This is a genomic window from Treponema putidum (assembly GCF_000755145.1).
GTDB classification, from domain to species: domain Bacteria; phylum Spirochaetota; class Spirochaetia; order Treponematales; family Treponemataceae; genus Treponema_B; species Treponema_B putidum.
In genome coordinates this window covers 1527062-1544866 of the sequence record NZ_CP009228.1, presented here as the reverse complement: position 1 = coordinate 1544866, position 17805 = coordinate 1527062, and the positions used below count along the sequence as shown (strand labels likewise).

19 protein-coding genes are annotated in these 17805 nt (G+C 37.7%); 8 read left to right on the top strand and 11 right to left on the bottom strand.

Translation table 11 applies throughout. The features are described from left to right. Window positions 1-8 precede the first annotated feature (8 nt). From JO40_RS06980 to JO40_RS06970, 3 genes are read right to left on the bottom strand one after another with little or no spacing between them, the layout of a single operon-like run. Complete coding sequence (locus JO40_RS06980) at window positions 9-1514, bottom strand: hypothetical protein (protein ID WP_044978714.1); 1506 nt, start codon at window positions 1512-1514, stop codon at window positions 9-11. A gap of 59 nt (window positions 1515-1573) precedes the next feature. Further along, window positions 1574-2050, bottom strand: a complete 477-nt coding sequence (gene purE, locus JO40_RS06975; RefSeq protein ID WP_044978713.1) for a phosphoribosylaminoimidazole carboxylase — start codon at window positions 2048-2050, stop codon at window positions 1574-1576. Further along, a complete protein-coding gene (locus JO40_RS06970; RefSeq protein WP_044978712.1) occupies window positions 2047-2997 on the bottom strand; it encodes a phosphoribosylaminoimidazolesuccinocarboxamide synthase in 951 nt (316 codons plus the stop codon). Before JO40_RS06970 ends, purE begins: the two co-directional genes overlap by 4 nt. 186 nt (window positions 2998-3183) lie before the next feature. On the opposite strand from JO40_RS06970, the gene JO40_RS06965 reads away from it, so the two are divergent. After that, a complete protein-coding gene (locus tag JO40_RS06965; RefSeq protein WP_044978711.1) occupies window positions 3184-3984 on the top strand; it encodes an SDR family NAD(P)-dependent oxidoreductase in 801 nt (266 codons plus the stop codon). A gap of 94 nt (window positions 3985-4078) precedes the next feature. On the opposite strand, the gene JO40_RS06960 is transcribed toward JO40_RS06965, so the two are convergent. After that, complete coding sequence (locus JO40_RS06960) at window positions 4079-4474, bottom strand: single-stranded DNA-binding protein (protein WP_044978710.1); 396 nt, start codon at window positions 4472-4474, stop codon at window positions 4079-4081. Between the two features lie 245 nt (window positions 4475-4719). Here JO40_RS06960 and yajC point away from each other — a divergent pair, with 245 nt between their 5' ends. From yajC to secF, 3 genes are read left to right on the top strand one after another with little or no spacing between them, the layout of a single operon-like run. Beyond that, entirely contained in the window at window positions 4720-5133 is a 414-nt protein-coding gene (gene yajC / locus JO40_RS06955; RefSeq protein WP_044978709.1) for a preprotein translocase subunit YajC, read from the top strand. A 49-nt stretch (window positions 5134-5182) separates the two neighbouring features. Then, window positions 5183-6964 (top strand): protein translocase subunit SecD, encoded by a 1782-nt coding sequence (gene secD, locus JO40_RS06950; RefSeq protein ID WP_044978708.1) that lies wholly within the window; start codon window positions 5183-5185, stop codon window positions 6962-6964. Then, window positions 6948-8189 carry a protein translocase subunit SecF gene (secF, locus tag JO40_RS06945; RefSeq protein ID WP_044978707.1) on the top strand — a complete coding sequence of 414 codons (1242 nt, stop codon included), beginning with the start codon at window positions 6948-6950 and terminating at the stop codon, window positions 8187-8189. The genes secD and secF overlap by 17 nt, the downstream gene beginning before the upstream one ends. A gap of 74 nt (window positions 8190-8263) precedes the next feature. Here the strand turns inward: secF and JO40_RS06940 are convergent, their stop codons facing one another. From JO40_RS06940 to JO40_RS06920, 5 genes are all read right to left on the bottom strand, one after another. Beyond that, window positions 8264-9415: an aminotransferase class V-fold PLP-dependent enzyme gene (locus JO40_RS06940; RefSeq protein WP_044979741.1), complete on the bottom strand. Its 1152-nt coding sequence runs from the start codon at window positions 9413-9415 to the stop codon at window positions 8264-8266. Continuing rightward, on the bottom strand, window positions 9402-9725 hold the full coding sequence (locus tag JO40_RS06935; protein WP_044978706.1) for a putative Se/S carrier protein: 324 nt from the start codon (window positions 9723-9725) through the stop codon (window positions 9402-9404). Before JO40_RS06935 ends, JO40_RS06940 begins: the two co-directional genes overlap by 14 nt. A gap of 42 nt (window positions 9726-9767) precedes the next feature. After that, window positions 9768-10358 carry a sulfurtransferase-like selenium metabolism protein YedF gene (yedF, locus tag JO40_RS06930; protein WP_044978705.1) on the bottom strand — a complete coding sequence of 197 codons (591 nt, stop codon included), beginning with the start codon at window positions 10356-10358 and terminating at the stop codon, window positions 9768-9770. A gap of 112 nt (window positions 10359-10470) precedes the next feature. Then, a complete protein-coding gene (locus JO40_RS06925; RefSeq protein ID WP_044978704.1) occupies window positions 10471-11730 on the bottom strand; it encodes a class I SAM-dependent RNA methyltransferase in 1260 nt (419 codons plus the stop codon). A gap of 10 nt (window positions 11731-11740) precedes the next feature. After that, window positions 11741-12616 carry a PHP domain-containing protein gene (locus JO40_RS06920; protein WP_044978703.1) on the bottom strand — a complete coding sequence of 292 codons (876 nt, stop codon included), beginning with the start codon at window positions 12614-12616 and terminating at the stop codon, window positions 11741-11743. A gap of 97 nt (window positions 12617-12713) precedes the next feature. Here JO40_RS06920 and JO40_RS06915 point away from each other — a divergent pair, with 97 nt between their 5' ends. Genes JO40_RS06915 through JO40_RS06900 form a run of 4 tightly spaced genes read left to right on the top strand, consistent with a single transcriptional unit; the run spans window position 12714 to window position 16037 of the window. Beyond that, window positions 12714-13715, top strand: coding sequence for a cyclic nucleotide-binding domain-containing protein (locus tag JO40_RS06915; RefSeq protein WP_044978702.1), 1002 nt, complete (start codon window positions 12714-12716; stop codon window positions 13713-13715). Between the two features lie 3 nt (window positions 13716-13718). Continuing rightward, window positions 13719-14378 (top strand): Crp/Fnr family transcriptional regulator, encoded by a 660-nt coding sequence (locus tag JO40_RS06910; RefSeq protein ID WP_044978701.1) that lies wholly within the window; start codon window positions 13719-13721, stop codon window positions 14376-14378. An 11-nt stretch (window positions 14379-14389) separates the two neighbouring features. Continuing rightward, window positions 14390-14911, top strand: a complete 522-nt coding sequence (lspA, locus tag JO40_RS06905; protein WP_044978700.1) for a signal peptidase II — start codon at window positions 14390-14392, stop codon at window positions 14909-14911. Between the two features lie 13 nt (window positions 14912-14924). Next, a complete protein-coding gene (locus JO40_RS06900) occupies window positions 14925-16037 on the top strand; it encodes an FAD:protein FMN transferase (RefSeq protein WP_044978699.1) in 1113 nt (370 codons plus the stop codon). A gap of 205 nt (window positions 16038-16242) precedes the next feature. On the opposite strand, the gene JO40_RS06895 is transcribed toward JO40_RS06900, so the two are convergent. After that, window positions 16243-16647: a Holliday junction resolvase-like protein gene (locus JO40_RS06895; RefSeq protein WP_044978698.1), complete on the bottom strand. Its 405-nt coding sequence runs from the start codon at window positions 16645-16647 to the stop codon at window positions 16243-16245. Further along, window positions 16640-17803, bottom strand: a complete 1164-nt coding sequence (locus tag JO40_RS06890) for a M15 family metallopeptidase (RefSeq protein WP_044978697.1) — start codon at window positions 17801-17803, stop codon at window positions 16640-16642. Before JO40_RS06890 ends, JO40_RS06895 begins: the two co-directional genes overlap by 8 nt. Window positions 17804-17805: the final 2 nt, after the last annotated feature.

Genomic DNA, 17805 nt, shown 5'->3' with positions numbered 1-17805 from the left:
CCTCCGTTTTAATAATGTAAACCTATACCGATAAAAATTTCGGAAACAGGCCTTCCGTCACGCTTTGCATAACCGTCTTTATTTTTTATTTCTCTTAAATCATGCCCATAGCTTATGCGTGCATAAATACTTCTCATTTTTACCGGATACATTATTATTTCGAAACCGCCTGAATACCAGCCGTATTTAGGATTATAATAAGTATTTGATTCAGTATCATGAACCAAGGCCATATCCAAAAACGGTGTTACGTGCAGCTCAAATCCGAAGAAACGTGTCCATTCAACTCCGGTAATTTCTTCCCATTTAAAAACGCCTATTTTTATAGGTACATCAAAATTAAAACTAAAAGCCGTATCCGTCTTAATCCTATTGTTTAAAATACCGCGCAAAATTTTTCCGCTTTTTTCTGAAGTTTTATTAAACAAGTTATAATAAAAATCACATCTACCGTATAAACCTACTCGATCTAAAAAAGAATAAAAGCCTTTCGTTTCCAAATTAAAAGAAACATCTACATGGCCTTTTCTATAAGTATTATATTCATAACTATTATCAAAACTTGCCGCAAAGCCTTGCCTAAAATTATTTATCCAGTTTACCTTTCCCATCCCGAGACTATGCGACCAATTAATATTTAACCCCTTTCTTTTTTCATCGGTCATTTTTTTGAATTTCCAATTACCGTTTATACCAAAATAAGGTGTCCACGTGATTGAGCCTAACGTTTGATTTTTATATATATCGAATGTCAGCGATGTATAAAACCCGTTTGTAAGATAATAATCTTTTTCCGACGGAGAAGCAGATACATCTATACTTTGTTTGATGCCTGCCGTTAGGGTAATCCAATCAACACCTAACTTAGAGGAAGCACTTAAGCCTGTCTCAAACTCAAAGTCTAATTTTTTATCTTGGTTTATACTAATCCATTCACTAGAGCTCCAAAGAAGTCTAACCGGATTAATATAAAAAGGTAATGCAAACCCTGAACCGAACTCGAAAGAAGATTTACCTTCATTGTTTCTATTATATATTAAATCGATTGTAAGAGGTTCAAGAGTCCCTAAAAAATTAAAATCTTTTAATTTTATTTTAAACTCAAGGCCTTTGTTTGAATCAAAACTGGGATAAGGTATGGCTATAATATTCCAAGTATCTTTAACATATATTTTAAGTTTTACCAGAATAATATTGTTTTTGGGTTCTAAAAATTCAAAGTTGATTTCATGCCTTTCAATTGTCCTTATGTTATTTAATTCCGTATTAAGTCCTAAAATATATGCATCAAGCTCTTCCCGTGAGGCAAATATTCTATTTTTGTCTATAGGCACTTTAGCCGATAAATGGCCGGCCTTAGTAAGACCTTTTATGCTGTATTCTACAATGTCAATCTTATAAGCCGTATCATTCGGCAATAAAGAAGCATCGAGTTTATCCTCTATGTTTTGTGCGTAAGGTCTAACTACAAAAAAACAGCATAACAAGACCGCTATAAAAAATCGTTTATGCATTTTATTCCGCCATAATTTTTTAGGCAGTTTATTTATTGTAAATAAAACCGCCTTTATTGTTATTTTAGTTTTGAATCCTCTTCAATTATTTTTTGAGCATTTGATTCCATATAAATTTTGACTAAAGCCGCTATTTTCTTATCATAGAGAGAAAATATTCTTGCTGCAAGGAGAGCCGCATTTTTAGGTTCCAATACGAGGGCAGGGGAAATGCCTGACGGCATCCTAAGTGAAGAGTAAATATCAGCTCCTGCAAAACTATCGGAATGAGGCGGACAAGCGATTGTCGGTCCTTTCACAAAGCCGTCAACAAAGCCTGAAAGAGCATTGCTCCTTCCTGCAATGGTTATATAAAGTTTAGGCCTTTCAAGGGCTTCATATTCTTTTAGCATAGAAACAACATGCTCCGCTGTTTTATGAGCCGAGCCTATTCTGATTACATATTCTATTCCAAATACACTTAACTCCTCGGCTATTTTTTCTGCATGCCCCATATCCGAAGCCGAACCCATAAGAATTATTACAAGAGGTTTCACATTAAGCCTGCCTTTTTTAAATTTTTTATTATGCGCTCTTCAACCGGATATTCTCCCGGAATAAATTTTGATTTTGTCAACTTTTCGTAAGCTCTAATATAAAGCTGAATAGCTTCGTTCCAGACATTTTCATCGAGCTCGGGGATTTCTCCGTCACCTCGGTAACCTTTTGCAGCATAGGCCATTCTTACAAATTCTTTATCAAAGTTTTCAGGCTCTTTACCGTCTTTTAATCTCTGTTCATAAGTATCCAGTTTCCAATAGCGTGAAGAATCGGGAGTATGTACTTCATCTATCAAAAGAATATTATTGTCCTTGTCTACTCCGAATTCGTATTTTGTATCCACTAAAATCAACCCCGCTTCATTTGCGCTTTTTTGACCTCTTTCAAAAAGGGCAAGGGCTGCTTTTTGTACAAAATCCCATTGTTCTTTTGATAGGTAGCCTTGCGAAACAACTTCATCGCAGGTAAGTCTCTCATCATGACCTGTAGGGCCGCCCTTTGTAGTGGGGGTTATGATCGGTTTAGGAAGTGCCTGATTTTTTTTCAAGCCTTCAGGAAAATCATACCCGTATATATTTCTTTCTCCTAAAGAATATCTGTACCAAAGGGCTGTGGTAGTTACTCCCGTGATATATCCTCGAACTATTACTTCAATTGGAAGAGGTTTTACTTCCGTTACGATAATGCAGTTAGGATCCGGACAAGAAATTATGTGATTTTTGATTATATCCTTGGTATTTTCAAACCACCAAAGGGAAAGCTGGTTTAAAACCTGTCCCTTATATGGAAGGGCTGTAAGAACCCTGTCAAAGGCTGAAATTCTATCTGTGGTTACAATCAGTCTTTTCCCTTCTTCAGGTGAATACCAATCCCTTACTTTTCCGGTTTGTTTTGAAGGGAGAGGTAAATTAGACTCTCTAAAAGCTGCATTCCGTGAAATCATTTTAAACTCCTTAGGCTAAATTTATACCGAGCAAGTATATATGAAGACGTATAAATTTTCAAGTATAGAAGAAAAGCAGAAAATATCTTATAAGGAAATATTTAAACCTTCCGATATCCGATAGAAGAAAAAAAGAATTTTATCTATAATAATGTAAAACTTCAATCGGCTAAAAAGGGTATATTTATGAAAAAAACAGCAATAGTGGCAGGGGGCTCAAGCGGTATCGGTCTTGAAATTACAAAAGCTCTGATCTTAAAAAATTATTTTGTTTACACAATAAGCCGCAGAGAATTTTTAAGTTTGCCCCAAGAAAAGACTAAGCACCTTAGACTTGATATTACGGATGAAGAAAGCCTTGCAAAAGCCTTTTCAGATATTTGGGAAAAGGAAGGGCGGATTGACTTAGCCGTTTGTGCATCGGGATTCGGTATTTCGGGAGCAGTGGAATTTACAAGCCTTGCAGAAGCAAAAAAACAAATGGATGTAAATTTTTTCGGTGCTTTTCTATTTATAAGACTGGCGGCTTCTTATATGCGGCCTCAACATTTTGGAAAAATATTTGTGATCAGTTCTATAGCAGGAGAAATAGCCATTCCATTTCAAGCCTTTTATTCGGCATCGAAGGCGGCCATCGGCAAGCTTTTAGAAGCCTTTAGGGCGGAGCTTCAGCCATTCGGTGTGGACTGTGCCCTAATAATGCCCGGAGATGTTGCAACCCCATTCACGGCGGCAAGAAACAAATCGAGTCTGGGAGATGATGTTTATAACGGAAGAATTTCCAAAAGTGTTACCAAAATGGAAAAAGACGAGCAAAAAGGTATGAATCCTGAAAAGTTAGGAAAATTCGTTGCCTCTCTTGCTGAAAAGAAGAGAATAAGATTTTTTTATCCTTACAATAGTGCCTATGCCTTTTTGCTTTTTTTATATAGAATTTTACCCCGTCAATTCGGCCTTTTTATTATAAAAAAACTATATGCGGAGTAAAGATGCTGACAAGGCCTGTGCAGTATAACTGCAAAGTAGTTTTTATATCTTTAAAACGCTTTCGGCCTTGACAGCAAGTGGAAATTATTATGTTTTAAAATGCCATTACTTTTTCTTCAATAAGAACCTCCTCCTTTGCCTGCGTCTTTTCGCCTGCATTCTTAAAGACAGGTTTAAATTCCACATGTTCAGCAACGACCTTTACCTTGCTGTAGTTTTTACCGTCAGTACCTACCCATCTGTCCTGCTTAATTCTGCCTACAACCCTCACTCCCCTGCCCTTTGCTCCATTTTGTTCACACAACTTTGCAAGGCTTGACCATGTTTCCACGTCAAAATAGGAAGTTTCCTGCACAAAGTTATCATCTTTTTTGTAGTTTCTGTTCGAAGCGATAGAGAAAGTACATAAAGCCGTTCCATTAGGCGTAGTTTTTAAAACAGGCTCGCGAACCATGTTCCCTTCAATGATAAGTGAATTTAATGATTTCATTTTATTCCTCCAAAAATCAAAAAAATAATCTAAAACTTGAACCGGTTGTTCAATATGTTTGAAAAGTTCGGGAGGCGCCTTTCCCTTGCTTTCATATAATTATATGGTTTTAAATGCAGTTTTTAGTAAACTTTTAAAAAAAATTATTTTTTTTTAATATTCTTTCTTATTGACTGAATATATAAAAATATGATATTGTATTTTTCTATATTTATATTTTAAATCAATTTAAAGAGGATGGATTTATGAATTTTATACCTTTATTACAAGGAGCTTCTCAAGGCGGTTTTAGCTCTTTCGGTTTTTTAATACCAATGCTCTTGGTTTTCGTTATTTTTTATTTTTTGCTTATACGTCCGCAGAAAAAGGAGCAGCAAAAAACCGAAAAGATGATTTCTCAGCTTCAAAAGGGAGACAAAATCATCACTATCGGCGGCATTCACGGTGTTGTAAGTTCTACTAAAGAAAAAACACTTGTTATTAAAGTTGATGATAACTGTAAGATAGAAATTAACCGATCTGCAGTAGGTACCGTTTTAAAAGATACACCCTCTAAGCCTGATTTTGCCGGTGAGGAAGACAAGAAAAAGCCTTTATTCGGAAAAAAGGCTGACGACTCCCAAAATGACGGCACAGCTTCACAAAACGAATCAAAATAACAAAATTTGCGGTTTTTGCATTAAAACCGCAGCTATTTGGAGATAAATAATGAGTAAAAGAGTTAGATTTATCATCGTTCTTCTTGTTATTGCCCTGTGCTTTGTTTTCTTATATCCTACTTTAAAATGGTATTTTTGGACGAATAAAGAAGATAAGGCTTTGGCTTTGGCATCCAGAGAAAAGATTAAAGATTATTCCGAAAATATGGCTAGGGCTGATGTTGATAAGCTTATAGAAATGGCTGTTTCAAATTCAACCGAGCCTCTTTCTGAAAAATATGCCCCCATAATTAAAGAAGCAAAGGCCCGCCGAAAGGCCTTAGGTATGGAGCTTCCCTCTCAATGGACGGCCCAAGAGGTTGCTGCAAGCTTTAAACTTTCCTCAAAAGAAAAGTTCATTCCTATAGCACAGCCTATTTTAGAAACTGCATATAGGGATTCCATTTTAGGGATAAAAAAATACCAAACAAATGCCGTTAAGCTGGGGCTTGACCTTTCGGGCGGCATGTTGGTCATTATTAAGGCCGACTTGGATGCTGCAATTTCTGCAGATGGAGCAAGCAGTGAAACGATAGCAGACTCAAAGAAAGCTGCCATGAATTTAGCTATGGATACGCTCAGAAGCCGAATAGACAAGTTCGGTCTTACAGATCCGGTTATCCGCCGTCAGGGAGATGACAGAATCTACATTGAAATGCCGGGAGCTGCAGATGCAGATAAGATAAACTCCATTATAATGGGGCGAGGTATCTTAGCATTTCATTTGGTAGATGATGAAGCTACTCAGGCCTTTAGAGAATATTACCGCAACAATCCGGGAAAGACCTTTGATGCCGAATACAATCTTTTAAACCCCGAAATTATCCCTGAAGACTGTATGGTACTGGGTGTATATCACAAAGATGCCTACGGTATAGATGAAAGAGATGATAGGGAACCCTTCCTTGTCGTAAAAAAACAGGCAGGCCTCGAAGGAAAACACTTGGTAAGCGTAGACACTGTCGCAGACCAAATGTCCAATAATCCTCTTGTTACTTTTTCTCTTGATGCAGAAGGAGCTAAAATATTCTCAGAGTTAACCGCAAACAATGTCGGAAAAAGACTTGCCATAGTTTCGGACAATAAAATAAAATCCGCTCCTAACCTCAAAGAACCTATTACGGGAGGGGCAGGAAGCATAAGCGGAATGTCTGCAACAGAGGCAGAAAACCTTAAAACAGTTTTAAGAACCGCATGGTTAAATGTTCCGCTTCAACTTGAAACACAACAGGTTGTAGGAGCCAGCTTAGGAGACGAAAAAATTAACGAAGGTATTAAGGCCTTACAATGGGGCTTAATTGCCGTTTTAGTTTTTATGCTTGTATTTTATAAAGAAGCCGGAATAAATGCTTGTATTGCTCAAATTTTAAACCTTTATATAATGTTCAGCGTCCTTTCAGCCTTCAATCTAACTCTTACATTGCCCAGTATTGCCGGTATGATTTTAACTATCGGTATGGCTGTAGATGCTAACGTTGTAGTTTTTGAAAGAATAAAAGAAGAACTGAAATTAGGTAAGACAAGGGAAGCCGCTGTCAATGCAGGCTTTGAACACGCTTTTTCTGCTATTATGGACTCAAATATAACTACTTTTATAGCAGCCTTCTTCCTATCCATCCTTGGAACAGGCCCGATTAAAGGTTTTGCATACAGTTTAGCCATAGGTGTTGTGTCCTCCGTCTTTACCGCTTTGTTTGTTTCACGCTTAATATTCGATTTCGGAACTCAAACTTTAAAATTCAATAAGATTCATATCAGCTGGAGGAAGTTAAAAAATGAAAAAAGTAATTAGTTTTTCGAAATTTTTTGTTCCGTGTTTTATTTTCAGCATAGGACTCATGATTTTTGGAATAATAGGCTACTTTACCAAAGGAATAAATTTCGGCATTGACTTTCAGGCAGGTTTTATAGAAAAGGTAAAAATAGCACCTACGGCGGTAGAACTTTCTTATGAGGGGCCTTTGACGGTTTCTTTTTCGCAAAGTATATCGGATATTTCGATTACTACCACTTCTTTAGATGGTGAAAACAAATCCTATGTTTTTAAATTTGCCGATAATCCATCTCTTAAAGACTTTGCCGACGGCCTTGCTTCCGTTGAAGGCTTAAAGATAAAAATTACCGCTTCGGGAAATGTACTTCTTAAAGACTTATTTTCCGATTCGGAGTCTTCTTCCCGTCTTTCAGCTGATGTGCTTAGACTTCATCATTTGGAAAAAGGGCTTAAACCGATAAGTACCGATGAGATCCGTCATGCTCTTTCTTCAATACCGTCAGTTTCGGTTCAGCAATTGGGAGTTCCGGAAGACAGGTATTTTCAGATAAGGCTTGCCGATGACGGAAAGTATGAAAATGCAAACCAAGAATTGAGGTCGATTATAAATTCCGCCTTAATTGCAGCCTACGGCCCCGAAAATATTGCAGTCATAGGTACGGACTTTGTAGGTTCCCGCTTTTCTTCTTCATTGGCACAACAGGCAATATTGCTGGTAGGCGGAGCTTTGGTTTTAATCTTTGTTTATGCAATGTTCCGTTTTCAGTGGAATTTTTCACTGGCTGCAATTATTGCGCTGCTTCACGATACGCTAGTAATGGTTATGTTTATATCGTGGACGCAGATGGAGTTTAATTCTACAACGATAGCAGCCATTCTTACGATTATAGGTTATTCTATAAACGATACAATCGTTATTTTTGACCGTATCCGCGAAAAGATAAATCTCGAGCCTAAGCTGGAATGCAATGCGGTTTTAGATAAAGCTTTAACCGAAGTGCTTACTCGAACAATTATTACGACCCTTACAACTATGGTTGCGGTTGTGGCTCTTTATTTGTTTACTACCGATTCAATGAAAGATTTTGCTTTGGCCTTAATTGTAGGTCTTATAAGCGGTACCTATTCGTCAATTTATATTGCGTCTTATTTTATCGCTCTTACTTCCAAGGGTAAAAAGGCCGGAGAGATGATTACCAGAGGTAAAAAAGCTCCCGGTGAACTTTCAGGAGCGGTTATATAACGAGATAGAATAAATCTCAGTGGAAAAATTTATTTTAAGCCAAGCGGCCGGTTTGAAAAAATCGGCCGCTTTTTTTATGAGTGTTTAGCTATTTGTTTTAAGGCCTCGGCAGCTTGCTTGACTTCTTCAAAGGTATTGAAAGAAGAAAAACTAAACCTGACTATGCCCTGTTCTTCGGTTCCGAGAGCCTTGTGTACCAAGGGAGCACAGTGAGCTCCCGGCCGGCTTGCGATGCCGAACTCTTCATCGAGGAGGCGGCTTATTTCTCCAGAGGGAATATCTCCTATGTTTATACCTATTACAGCCCCTGTTTTTTCGCTCCAAGGATTTCCGTATATTTTAATATTGGGAACAGTCTTTATTTCTTCAATAAAGCTTAATTTTAAATCGGCTAATTTTTTTTGAATGGAATTAACGCCCATTTTTAAAACGTAAGAGGCTCCGGCATTTAAGCCCATAAAGGAGGGAACATTCATGGTGCCTGCTTCAAAGATATCGGGCATCTCGGAAGGGTGAGTTTTATCGAAAGAATGAACCCCGCTTCCTCCCGAAAATACGGGAGAAAAATCGAATGTCCCGTTTACAATGATGCCGCCCGTACCTTGAGGCCCATAAAGCCCCTTGTGCCCCGTAAAACAAAAAATACTTTGATCGTATTTTGAAGCATCGATAGGAATTGTGCCAGCACTTTGTGAAGCGTCTACAATTAAGATTAGGCCGTGTTTTTTGCATATAGAATAAACATAATCTAAATCACAGATTGAACCTATTACGTTTGAGCAGTGGTTTACGATAATGGCCTTAGTGTTTGATTTGATTTCTTTTTCTATTAGCCCATAACACAAAAAACCGTCTTGAATAGGAATAATGGAAAGTTCCGCTCCCTCTTTTTCGAGCTGATAGAGAGGGCGCAAAACAGAATTATGTTCAAAAGCGGTGGTTATGATGTGAGTGTCTTTTTCTTTACCTAAAAAAAGGCTTTTTATGACAAGGTTTAATGCAGCGGTTGCATTTTGACAAAGAGCAACATTTAAGGGATTTTTTATATTAAAAAGCTTTGCCAAAGTTTGCCTTGTCTTAAAAAGCTCCGTGAGGGCCGCATGTGCCGTACTATGTGCTCCTCTTCCCGGATTCCCGAATTGATGTGAAGCAATTCCCTTAAACACCTCTTCAGCTACACTTTCAGGTTTTTGGAGGGTGGTTGCGCTATTGTCAAGATAAATCATATTTTTCAACAAACCTCTTATTGTTTTCTATTTTTAAAAGATAAGTTCCTGTATAAGGGATTTCGGCCTCTTTTAAAAGACTTGAAGCCTTTGTTATGCCTTCTTCATTTACCCGTAACACAAGCCCGCAGCCCGCAGATATTTCAGGCGGAAGAGGAATAAGCCTCGCCTCAGTCAGATTCTCTTCCGAAGTTTCCAATGCTTCAGCATCGGAAACTTCAGCTGAAGCTGTAACTGCGTCAGCAGTTATAGCTTCAGCAGCTATCGCATGATGCGAGGACGAAAAAGAAAAAAGTCCGTAGGTTTTCAAATCTTTAGTCCGATATCTTTTGCCCAGCTCTACCTTGGGAAGCTATGGGCGTACTACAAAATGGGTACGCATAATTTCGGTAATGCGGTACATATTTGTAGGAGAACCGACTTGAAGCTTTTCTTTAAGCCCGTAAAAGTCCAAACAAAGCCCGCAAGACAGTACCTCGCATCCTTGAGAGGCAAGAGCCTTTAGGTCATTTACGGTTTTTTCGTTTTGGGTTGTAAGTTTTACACCGGAATTATAACAGATAACAAACTTGGGAAGCACATCCTGTTCCGTAAGAGCATAGATAAAACCTTCTAAAAGTTTTTTACCGAAGCCTTCATCCCCCGCACCCATCTGATCCGAATTTATCACAACTGCATATTCTCCGTTCGAAATTTGAGGAACAGCGGCAGGGTTTAAATTTACTCCGGCTTCTGCCTTTAAAAGAACCGTAAATTCCTTTTCCGAAACTTTTTTTACTTCGGAACCTATGCCGAGCTGACTAGCCATCTTTGAAAGGTTTTGAGTTGCAGCCTCGTTATCGACCCTAACCAAGATATTCGTACCTGTGTTTTCCCTAACAGCCTTTTTCGCCATAATAACGGGAATAGGACAAGCCTGTCCCATTGCATTTACTTCTATCATAAAATACTCCTGATATATTAAATTTTTAGATATATTATCATAAATACTTATAATTAGTCAATGACGTAATCGGCGTGTTTAAACCGCTCATCAATAGTTTAAAATTTGTCTTTCAAATTACAATGGTATTGCCCATTCCTTCTTTCTTAAAAATCCCCAAGGTTTCGATGTGGTGGGTTTGAGGATAAAAATCGAATAGAAAATGTTTTTCCAGCTTGTAGCCAGATAAAAGAAGGCTTGCCGTGTCGCGGGCGAAGGTTACGGGATCGCAGGAGATGTAAAAGATTTGACGTATGCCGCTTGAACAAAGCCAAGATAGGACTTCTTTATCTATACCGCTCCTAGGAGGATCTACAAATACCGTATCGAAATTCAGTTTTGATTCTCTTGTTTTCGGCCAATTTTTTCCGTCTAAGCCGTGATAAAAAATTTTAGGCGGATAGCTCGCATTTTTTTCTTTGAAAATTCCGGCTGATGAGCTATTCCTATTTATCAAAAAATTTTCCTTAGCATAAGCGAGGGCATGTTTATTATGTTCTACAAGGTGAATTTCTTTTGCCTGGTCATAGGCAAAGAGAGAAAAGGTTCCTACCCCGGAATAAAGATCCAAAACTCGCTCTGAAATTTCTGCGTACTCAAAAATAGTGTTTATCAGTTTTTCGGTCATGTCCAAATTAGATTGAAAAAAGCCCAAGGGATTAAATTTAATTCTTTTTCCTGCAAGCCTTACCTCGCAGTCTTTTGCATTATCTTGGGTAAAAATTTTTTCTCCGTCCGAAAAAATGTGGATTCTCGAATTCGTAGCATATGCTTTTAAATTCGATTTTAGAAGATTTTTTATTGCCTGTACTGCGACAGGGCATTCCTTTATCTTTACCGAACCGGAACTTTTATTTTCTTTTAAAGAAAGAGAACCGTCCTTGTCAATGTAAAACTGAAAGCGTGCCCTATAAGCCCAATCCTGCCCGCTCACAAAAACAGTTTTTTCAAAAAAGCTCTTTTCAAAAAAGGGCTTTTCAAGAGCCGGTTTATCAAAAGCAGCTTTTTCCTTATGTAAACCCAAAGCTCTATCAAGGGCTTCAATGGCCATAGATTTGCGTAAAAAATGCTGATATTTGTCATCGGCTATTTGGAGGTTACATCCACCGCAGGCATAAAAGTGAGGACACTTAGGTGTTACCCTGTGAGGAGAGGGTTCTAAAATTTTTTCGATTTTTCCTTCGGTATAATTTTTATGTTCTTTTATGATGGAAATTTCCAAAACTTCATCTGGAAGAGAATAGGGAATAAAAACGGCCTTACCTTCTTTTAAGGAAGCTATGCAGGAAGCACCGAAAACCATTTTTTGCGTTTTTACAATTTCTTTTTGCATAAGTTGTTATTTAAGAATTTTCTTTCGGCTTTATGGGCGGAAGATCGGGATGAAGAGCTCTTAAGTTTTCGTAAAACCTGTCCTCAATCTTTATACCGTTTTTTGAAGTTTCTCCGAGTTTTCTGTCTTTTCGGATTGAACCGTGAAAATCGCTTCCCGCAGTTATGGGCATATCGAGGGATGCCGCCAGTTTTTCCAATCTTTTACAATCATTGTATTTTGTCGAAGAATTCCAAGCTTCGAGCCCTACAAGTCCCTGCCTCTTAAAATCGGCTATAACATCGGGAAGGGATGACCAAGATAAATACAGGGACATAGGATGGGCCAAAACGGGAATTCCTCCTGCCGATTTTACGGCAGAAATTGCGGCAACAAGCTCTGCATTTTCTTTTTCTTCAAAAAAAGGCCTTCCCTTTGCGAAATACTTATCAAAGGCTTCCTGATTTTTTTTGACCATTTTATGAGCCGCCATATAAGCCGCAAAATGAGGACGGCCTAAGCCTTTATCTCCGCCTGCAAAATCTCTCACCTTTTCATATGAAATATCAAAACCGGCCTTTTTTAATTTTTCGGCCATCCTTTGATTTCTGTTTATCCTTTCATCTTGCAGATCCTGTAAGAGCATGTTAAGCTCACGGGAATCTTTGCGCAAATCAAGCCCCAATAAGTGGAGTTCTCCGGGACTCCATTTAACGCTTATTTCTACACCGCGTATAAAAATTATACCCTGTCTTTTAGCTTCTGCAGCAGCTTCATCGAGTCCGCTTAAGATATCGTGATCGGTTAAGGCAAAGGCTGAAATGCCCGCTTTTTTAACTGCGGCGGCAAGTTCAGCGGGGGTAAAGGTGCCATCCGATGCCGTTGAATGCGTGTGTAAGTCCACCATAGAAAAAGATTATATCAAAAAAAACAAAGAAGGGCTAGGTTTTTCTTAAAAAATATGCTAAAATATAAGAACGCAAGTTTTGCATTGGGAGGCCGTAATGCCTAAGGCTATTAATTATAAGGCAAATTCAGTAGTTTATTTCTCGGGAGACTTTGATGAACGTGTTTTTCTCTTAAACACGGGCAGCATAGCCCTTACATCTATAGACATTGAAACCGGAGAACAGGTTACCGACTATATAAAGACCGGAGAATTCTTTGGAGTTAAATCGGCATTGGGAAATTACCCAAGAGAAGAAAGTGCCATGGTTCTCACCGATTCTATAGTTTATTCTTTTACAAGCAAGGAATTTGAAGCCTTTGCACAAACCAACACCCGTATTATTTTACAGATGATAAAGGTGTTTTCCCGCCAGCTTAGGGCTATTCATAAACAATTAGCCTCGCTTTTGGACAGCGAAGAAGAAACAAATCCTGAAGAAGGACTTTTTAATGTTATGAATGCCTTTTATTCTTCCCAACATTATAAGGCGGCCGGACAGGTAGGAGCAAGGTACAAAACTATTTACCCTAACGGAAAATATATTTCGGAAGTAGATCAGATAGTTAGAAGTACGGCAGAGGCTTCGGGCCGCTCTTTCGGGAACGCAGAAGGGCACAATAATGAGGCCTCTTTTATCCAACCTGAAAAACCGGCACCGGTTTCCGACGGCACGGTTTACCTTGCTTATAACAAAGCTGAAGACCTTTTTGAAAAAGGAGAATTTGAAGCCGCTTATGATCAATATCATGCCGTAATTGAAGCAGGGGCAGGCGATGAAATTACCGACAAGGCATATATAGGTGCAGGGAAAACTCTCCATACTCAAAAAGAATATGTGCGCTGCTTACAGCTTTTAACCGGCTTTATTTCCCAGCATCCAAAGTCCGCAAAAATAGGAGATGCACTAATGTATCTGGGTATGTGTTATATGGATATGGAAAGGCCCGATAAGGCAATAGCCTTTTTTGATAAAGCCGCCATCTTGTCAGGTGCCGATATAATCGGAAAAATTCGGGAACTTCAAAAAGAATGCAGCTCTAGGCTGCAAGGAGCGTAAACTATGTCGGATCTTTTTTCTTCGTTTTCAAGATTTGCAAAAAGTTTTCCCAAAGGGTCTCTTATATTTGCAGAATTTGAACCCGGTTCATCATTCTATTTGATACAGTCTGGCCGCGTTCAGCTTATAAAGATTATAAACGGGTTTGAAAAAAACCTTGACATATTGCAGCCCGGAGAAATTTTCGGCGAAATGGCCATTTTGGATAATTCTCCGCGTTCGGCCTCTGCCATAGCCTATGACGATGTAATGGCTCTTGAATTCAATAAAGAAAACTTTGAAATTTTAATGAAGGGAAATCCTGCCATCGCTATGCGGCTTTTAAAGACCTTTGTAAGGCGTATCTATGCCCAAAGACGCAGGTTTATGATTTTAACCATTGAAGACAGACCTGCAAGAATTGCAGATGTTTTTTTGATGCTGGATGAAACCCAGCCGAGTCTTGACCGCACTACGGAGATGAGGACATTTGATACGACAATTGAAGAGGTTGCACGTTGGGCCGGTCTTTCAAAAGAAGAAACTGAAGATAATATGCGCAAATTTATAGATCAGGGCAGAATTTCCGTCTATGATGATAGAATTATCGTACAAAATATGACCGACTTAACGAGGTATGTTAATACCCGCCGCTCAAAAGAACAAAATTTATATGTACTATAAGGCAGGATACTGTGAGCAATAAAAAAGATTATTATATTCCCTTTATTATGACTGCAATAGTTATTATTGTAGATCAGATCAGTAAATTATTGGTTGTACAATATATGGAGGAATATCAAGTTATTCATATATTGGGTGATTTTTTAAATTTACGGCTGGTATATAATACCGGAGCGGCCTTTAGTCTAGGTGCAGGTTTTGGGGATATTGCCAGAAAAATGCTTTTAGGTGTTTTACCGGCCATGCTTTTATTCGGCCTAGTAGCCGTTCTATTAAAGTCCAAAGAATTAAGTAATGCCCAGAGATGGTTTATATGCGGTATAATAGGCGGAGGCTTTGGAAACCTTATAGACCGTTTTTTTAGGCCTGAAGGCGTTGTAGACTTTATCGATGTAAAGTTTTTCGGTATTTTAGGACTGGAAAGATGGCCAACCTTTAATGCAGCCGATTCTTTTATTGTTTGCTGCGGAATAGGGCTTGGAATAAATTTGATTTTACAGGGTATAAAGCAAAAAAAGCTTCAAGATAGCTAAATCGGAGCCCCTTATGTTAAAAAAAACTATCTTTCTCTCAGCTTTAGCTTTTTGTCTGCTTTTAGCTGCTTCATGCAAATCGGCAATAAAAGAGTACTCCAATATATGGCTTGTTATGGGAACGGTTTGCAGGGTGCGTATCCTGACCGATGAACCTAAAAAAAAGGCTGACGAAGTCTTAGAAAAAGTCTATGCCGAGCTGATAAAACTTGACGGGATATTTAACGCAAATACGGATGAGTCTTCGATTGATAATAATAATCTTAACGGTTTGATAAAAACACAAGAATCGGAACTTGAACGCTTAAACAAAGCAGCAGGAATTTCCCCCTTAGCAGTTTCACCGGAATTATATGAGCTTTTGCAAATTTCCCTTATGATGGCGGAGCTTACCGATGGAGCCTTTAATCCGGCTATAGGCCCCTTAGTAAAACTTTGGAACATAGGCTTTGAAAATGAGACCGTGCCGTCTCAAAAAGAAATTGATGATATATTACCTCTTTTAGACTATAAAAATATAGAATTAAGAGACGAAAATCAGGTCTTTTTACAACAAAAAGGAATGAGACTCGACCTTGGAGGTATTGCAAAAGGCTATGCTGCCGATAAAATTGCAAAAATAATCTTAGACTACGGTATAAAAGATTTTTTAATAGATTTGGGTGGCAATATCCTAGCTTCAGGTAAAAACCCCTTAGGAAAAAACTGGAAAATAGCCCTAAGAAGTCCCATAATAGGAAAGCAAAATCCTGTTATAAGCCTGAATCTTCAAGACGCTTCAATTGTAACATCAGGAAACTATGAAAGGTTTATACAAAAAGACGGAATGCTTTATCATCACATTTTTGACTCAAAAACCGGCTATCCGGTACAAAATAACTTAAATGCTTCTTCTATTATGAGTAAAAGCTCCACTCTTGCCGATGCTCTTTCCACATCAAGTTATGTTTTAGGGGAAGAAAAAACAAGAACTCTTTTACAAAGATTAGTTGAGGAAGATTTTCCTCTTATCGGCTTCCCTGAAATGCCGGCCTGCTTTTTATTTTATAAAGATAATTCTATTTCCGTTTTGGGGAATGATAAGGCTTCGATTGAAATTATTGACAAGGATTTTTTTATCAAATAGATTAAATTTTTCTCAAAATAAAGAAAAAGAACCCCCAAAAGGAGGATATGGGGGTTCTTTTTGAAGTAGTATGTGTATCTTTTCTGTGTGTAAATGTAATATACCAAATTAAACAAAAAATGTCAAGCAGTTTTTAAGAAATTCTAAGAAAAAAATGTATTTTTATCACTTTTATTACCGTTTTGTGCGGTTTAATCTAAAATATCTACTTATTATTAAAATCTGCCCTATATTCTATGTAATTTATCTTTTTTTTTTCGACTACGTCCTTTAAAGACCTTTCAACAGCACTCAGAGAAGAAGAACCTGTTTTTACTTCAATAAAGCTGATATCGGTAATAGTACCTTGAGAAGAACCGTTAAAGGCAATATAGTCTATAGGCTGACCTATAAAGCGTATTTCCGTAGGGTGTGCAGGAAAATCGGGGAAAAAAGGAGCCAGCTGTTCTGAAAGCTGCCCGTTTAATACCGCCCGGGAACGTTTTACGGCATCTTTTCTTGCTTCTTTTAACTTCTTTAGGTTTAAACTTCTTTCCTTGTATTTTCCTATAACTAAACCTAGTAAAAAGAATATTATAATGATAAATATCCCTAATACAATCTTAATCAATCATTTCCTCCAAATATTTAGGTTCCTGAGGTACTTCTATATTTTCTTCATCAAAATTGTCTTCTTCCGTTTTATCATTTTTACCGTAAAAAGATAGTATATTACGGGAAAAGGATGATGTAAATTTTATCAATTCTGCCATTTTAAAAATATCGGCAAGTTGTTGAGGATTTTTTTTACTTGTTTCAATTTGAGGCGTTTGATTTATACTTTGCGTATCCTTTGCTATAAATTCATTAAATTCCGCCTGTAGAACAAAATTCCTAATATATAAGAGTTCGGGACGGTATTCAAAATGCATATTATCCCATAGCGTCCATTTACCGCCCCATATAAAACCTTCGCTTTCAAAGGCTTCTATTACAGCCTTAGGAGGAGACCATCTTCTATAGGGCATAATCTTCATCCAGTAATCATCATTGGCTGCTTCCCAAAACCAATAAATTTTTTTATTTCTGTAGTTTTTTGGCAAAATGTCTATAGCCGAGCCCCAGCTGTGATTGCTTAATTTTCCCGAGTCCGCTATAACTCTCCAATTAAAGCTCCAACATTGATTTAATTCTTTTAAGAATTTTTTTACCTCTGCGTCCGTTTTTTGAGCTTCGTATATTTTTTTTTGAACCCGCTTTAAAGGCTCGGCCGCACGGTTATGCACCCAAACATCATAACCCAAGAATGTAAAGTGCCGCAGCTGCTTTATAATCTCTTTTCTGTTTCTTCCATTAAATAAAATCATAAAAAAGGTGTAATTTGGAGGAGGCGTTTTTTTTCTATTTTTTATTAAGCCTTCAGGTTTTAATGCTGCAATGAGGTTCTCCGAAAACATATTAGGGTTTTGCACCTCATCGGTATAAAAGTATGAAATTATGGGTGCCCAATTTTGGAAGTTTTTAATATCTTCTTTAGGTAAAAGCCTTCCGTTTGCCCAATATAGATTTTGGTTTCTTATAGTTATAAACCAATCATTTACTTCCGAATCAAAGGAAATGTTTTTTACGAGATCGGGATAGGCCATTTGTATGGCTTTTAAGCTAAGCCAAGGATTGTCAAGGTTAAAATTAAAATTATCAAGCCGATCTTGATTTTGACCCAAAACAAAACTAAAATTTCCTATAAAAAATAAAACTAAGAATAGCTTTTTAAAAATTTTTTGCATGT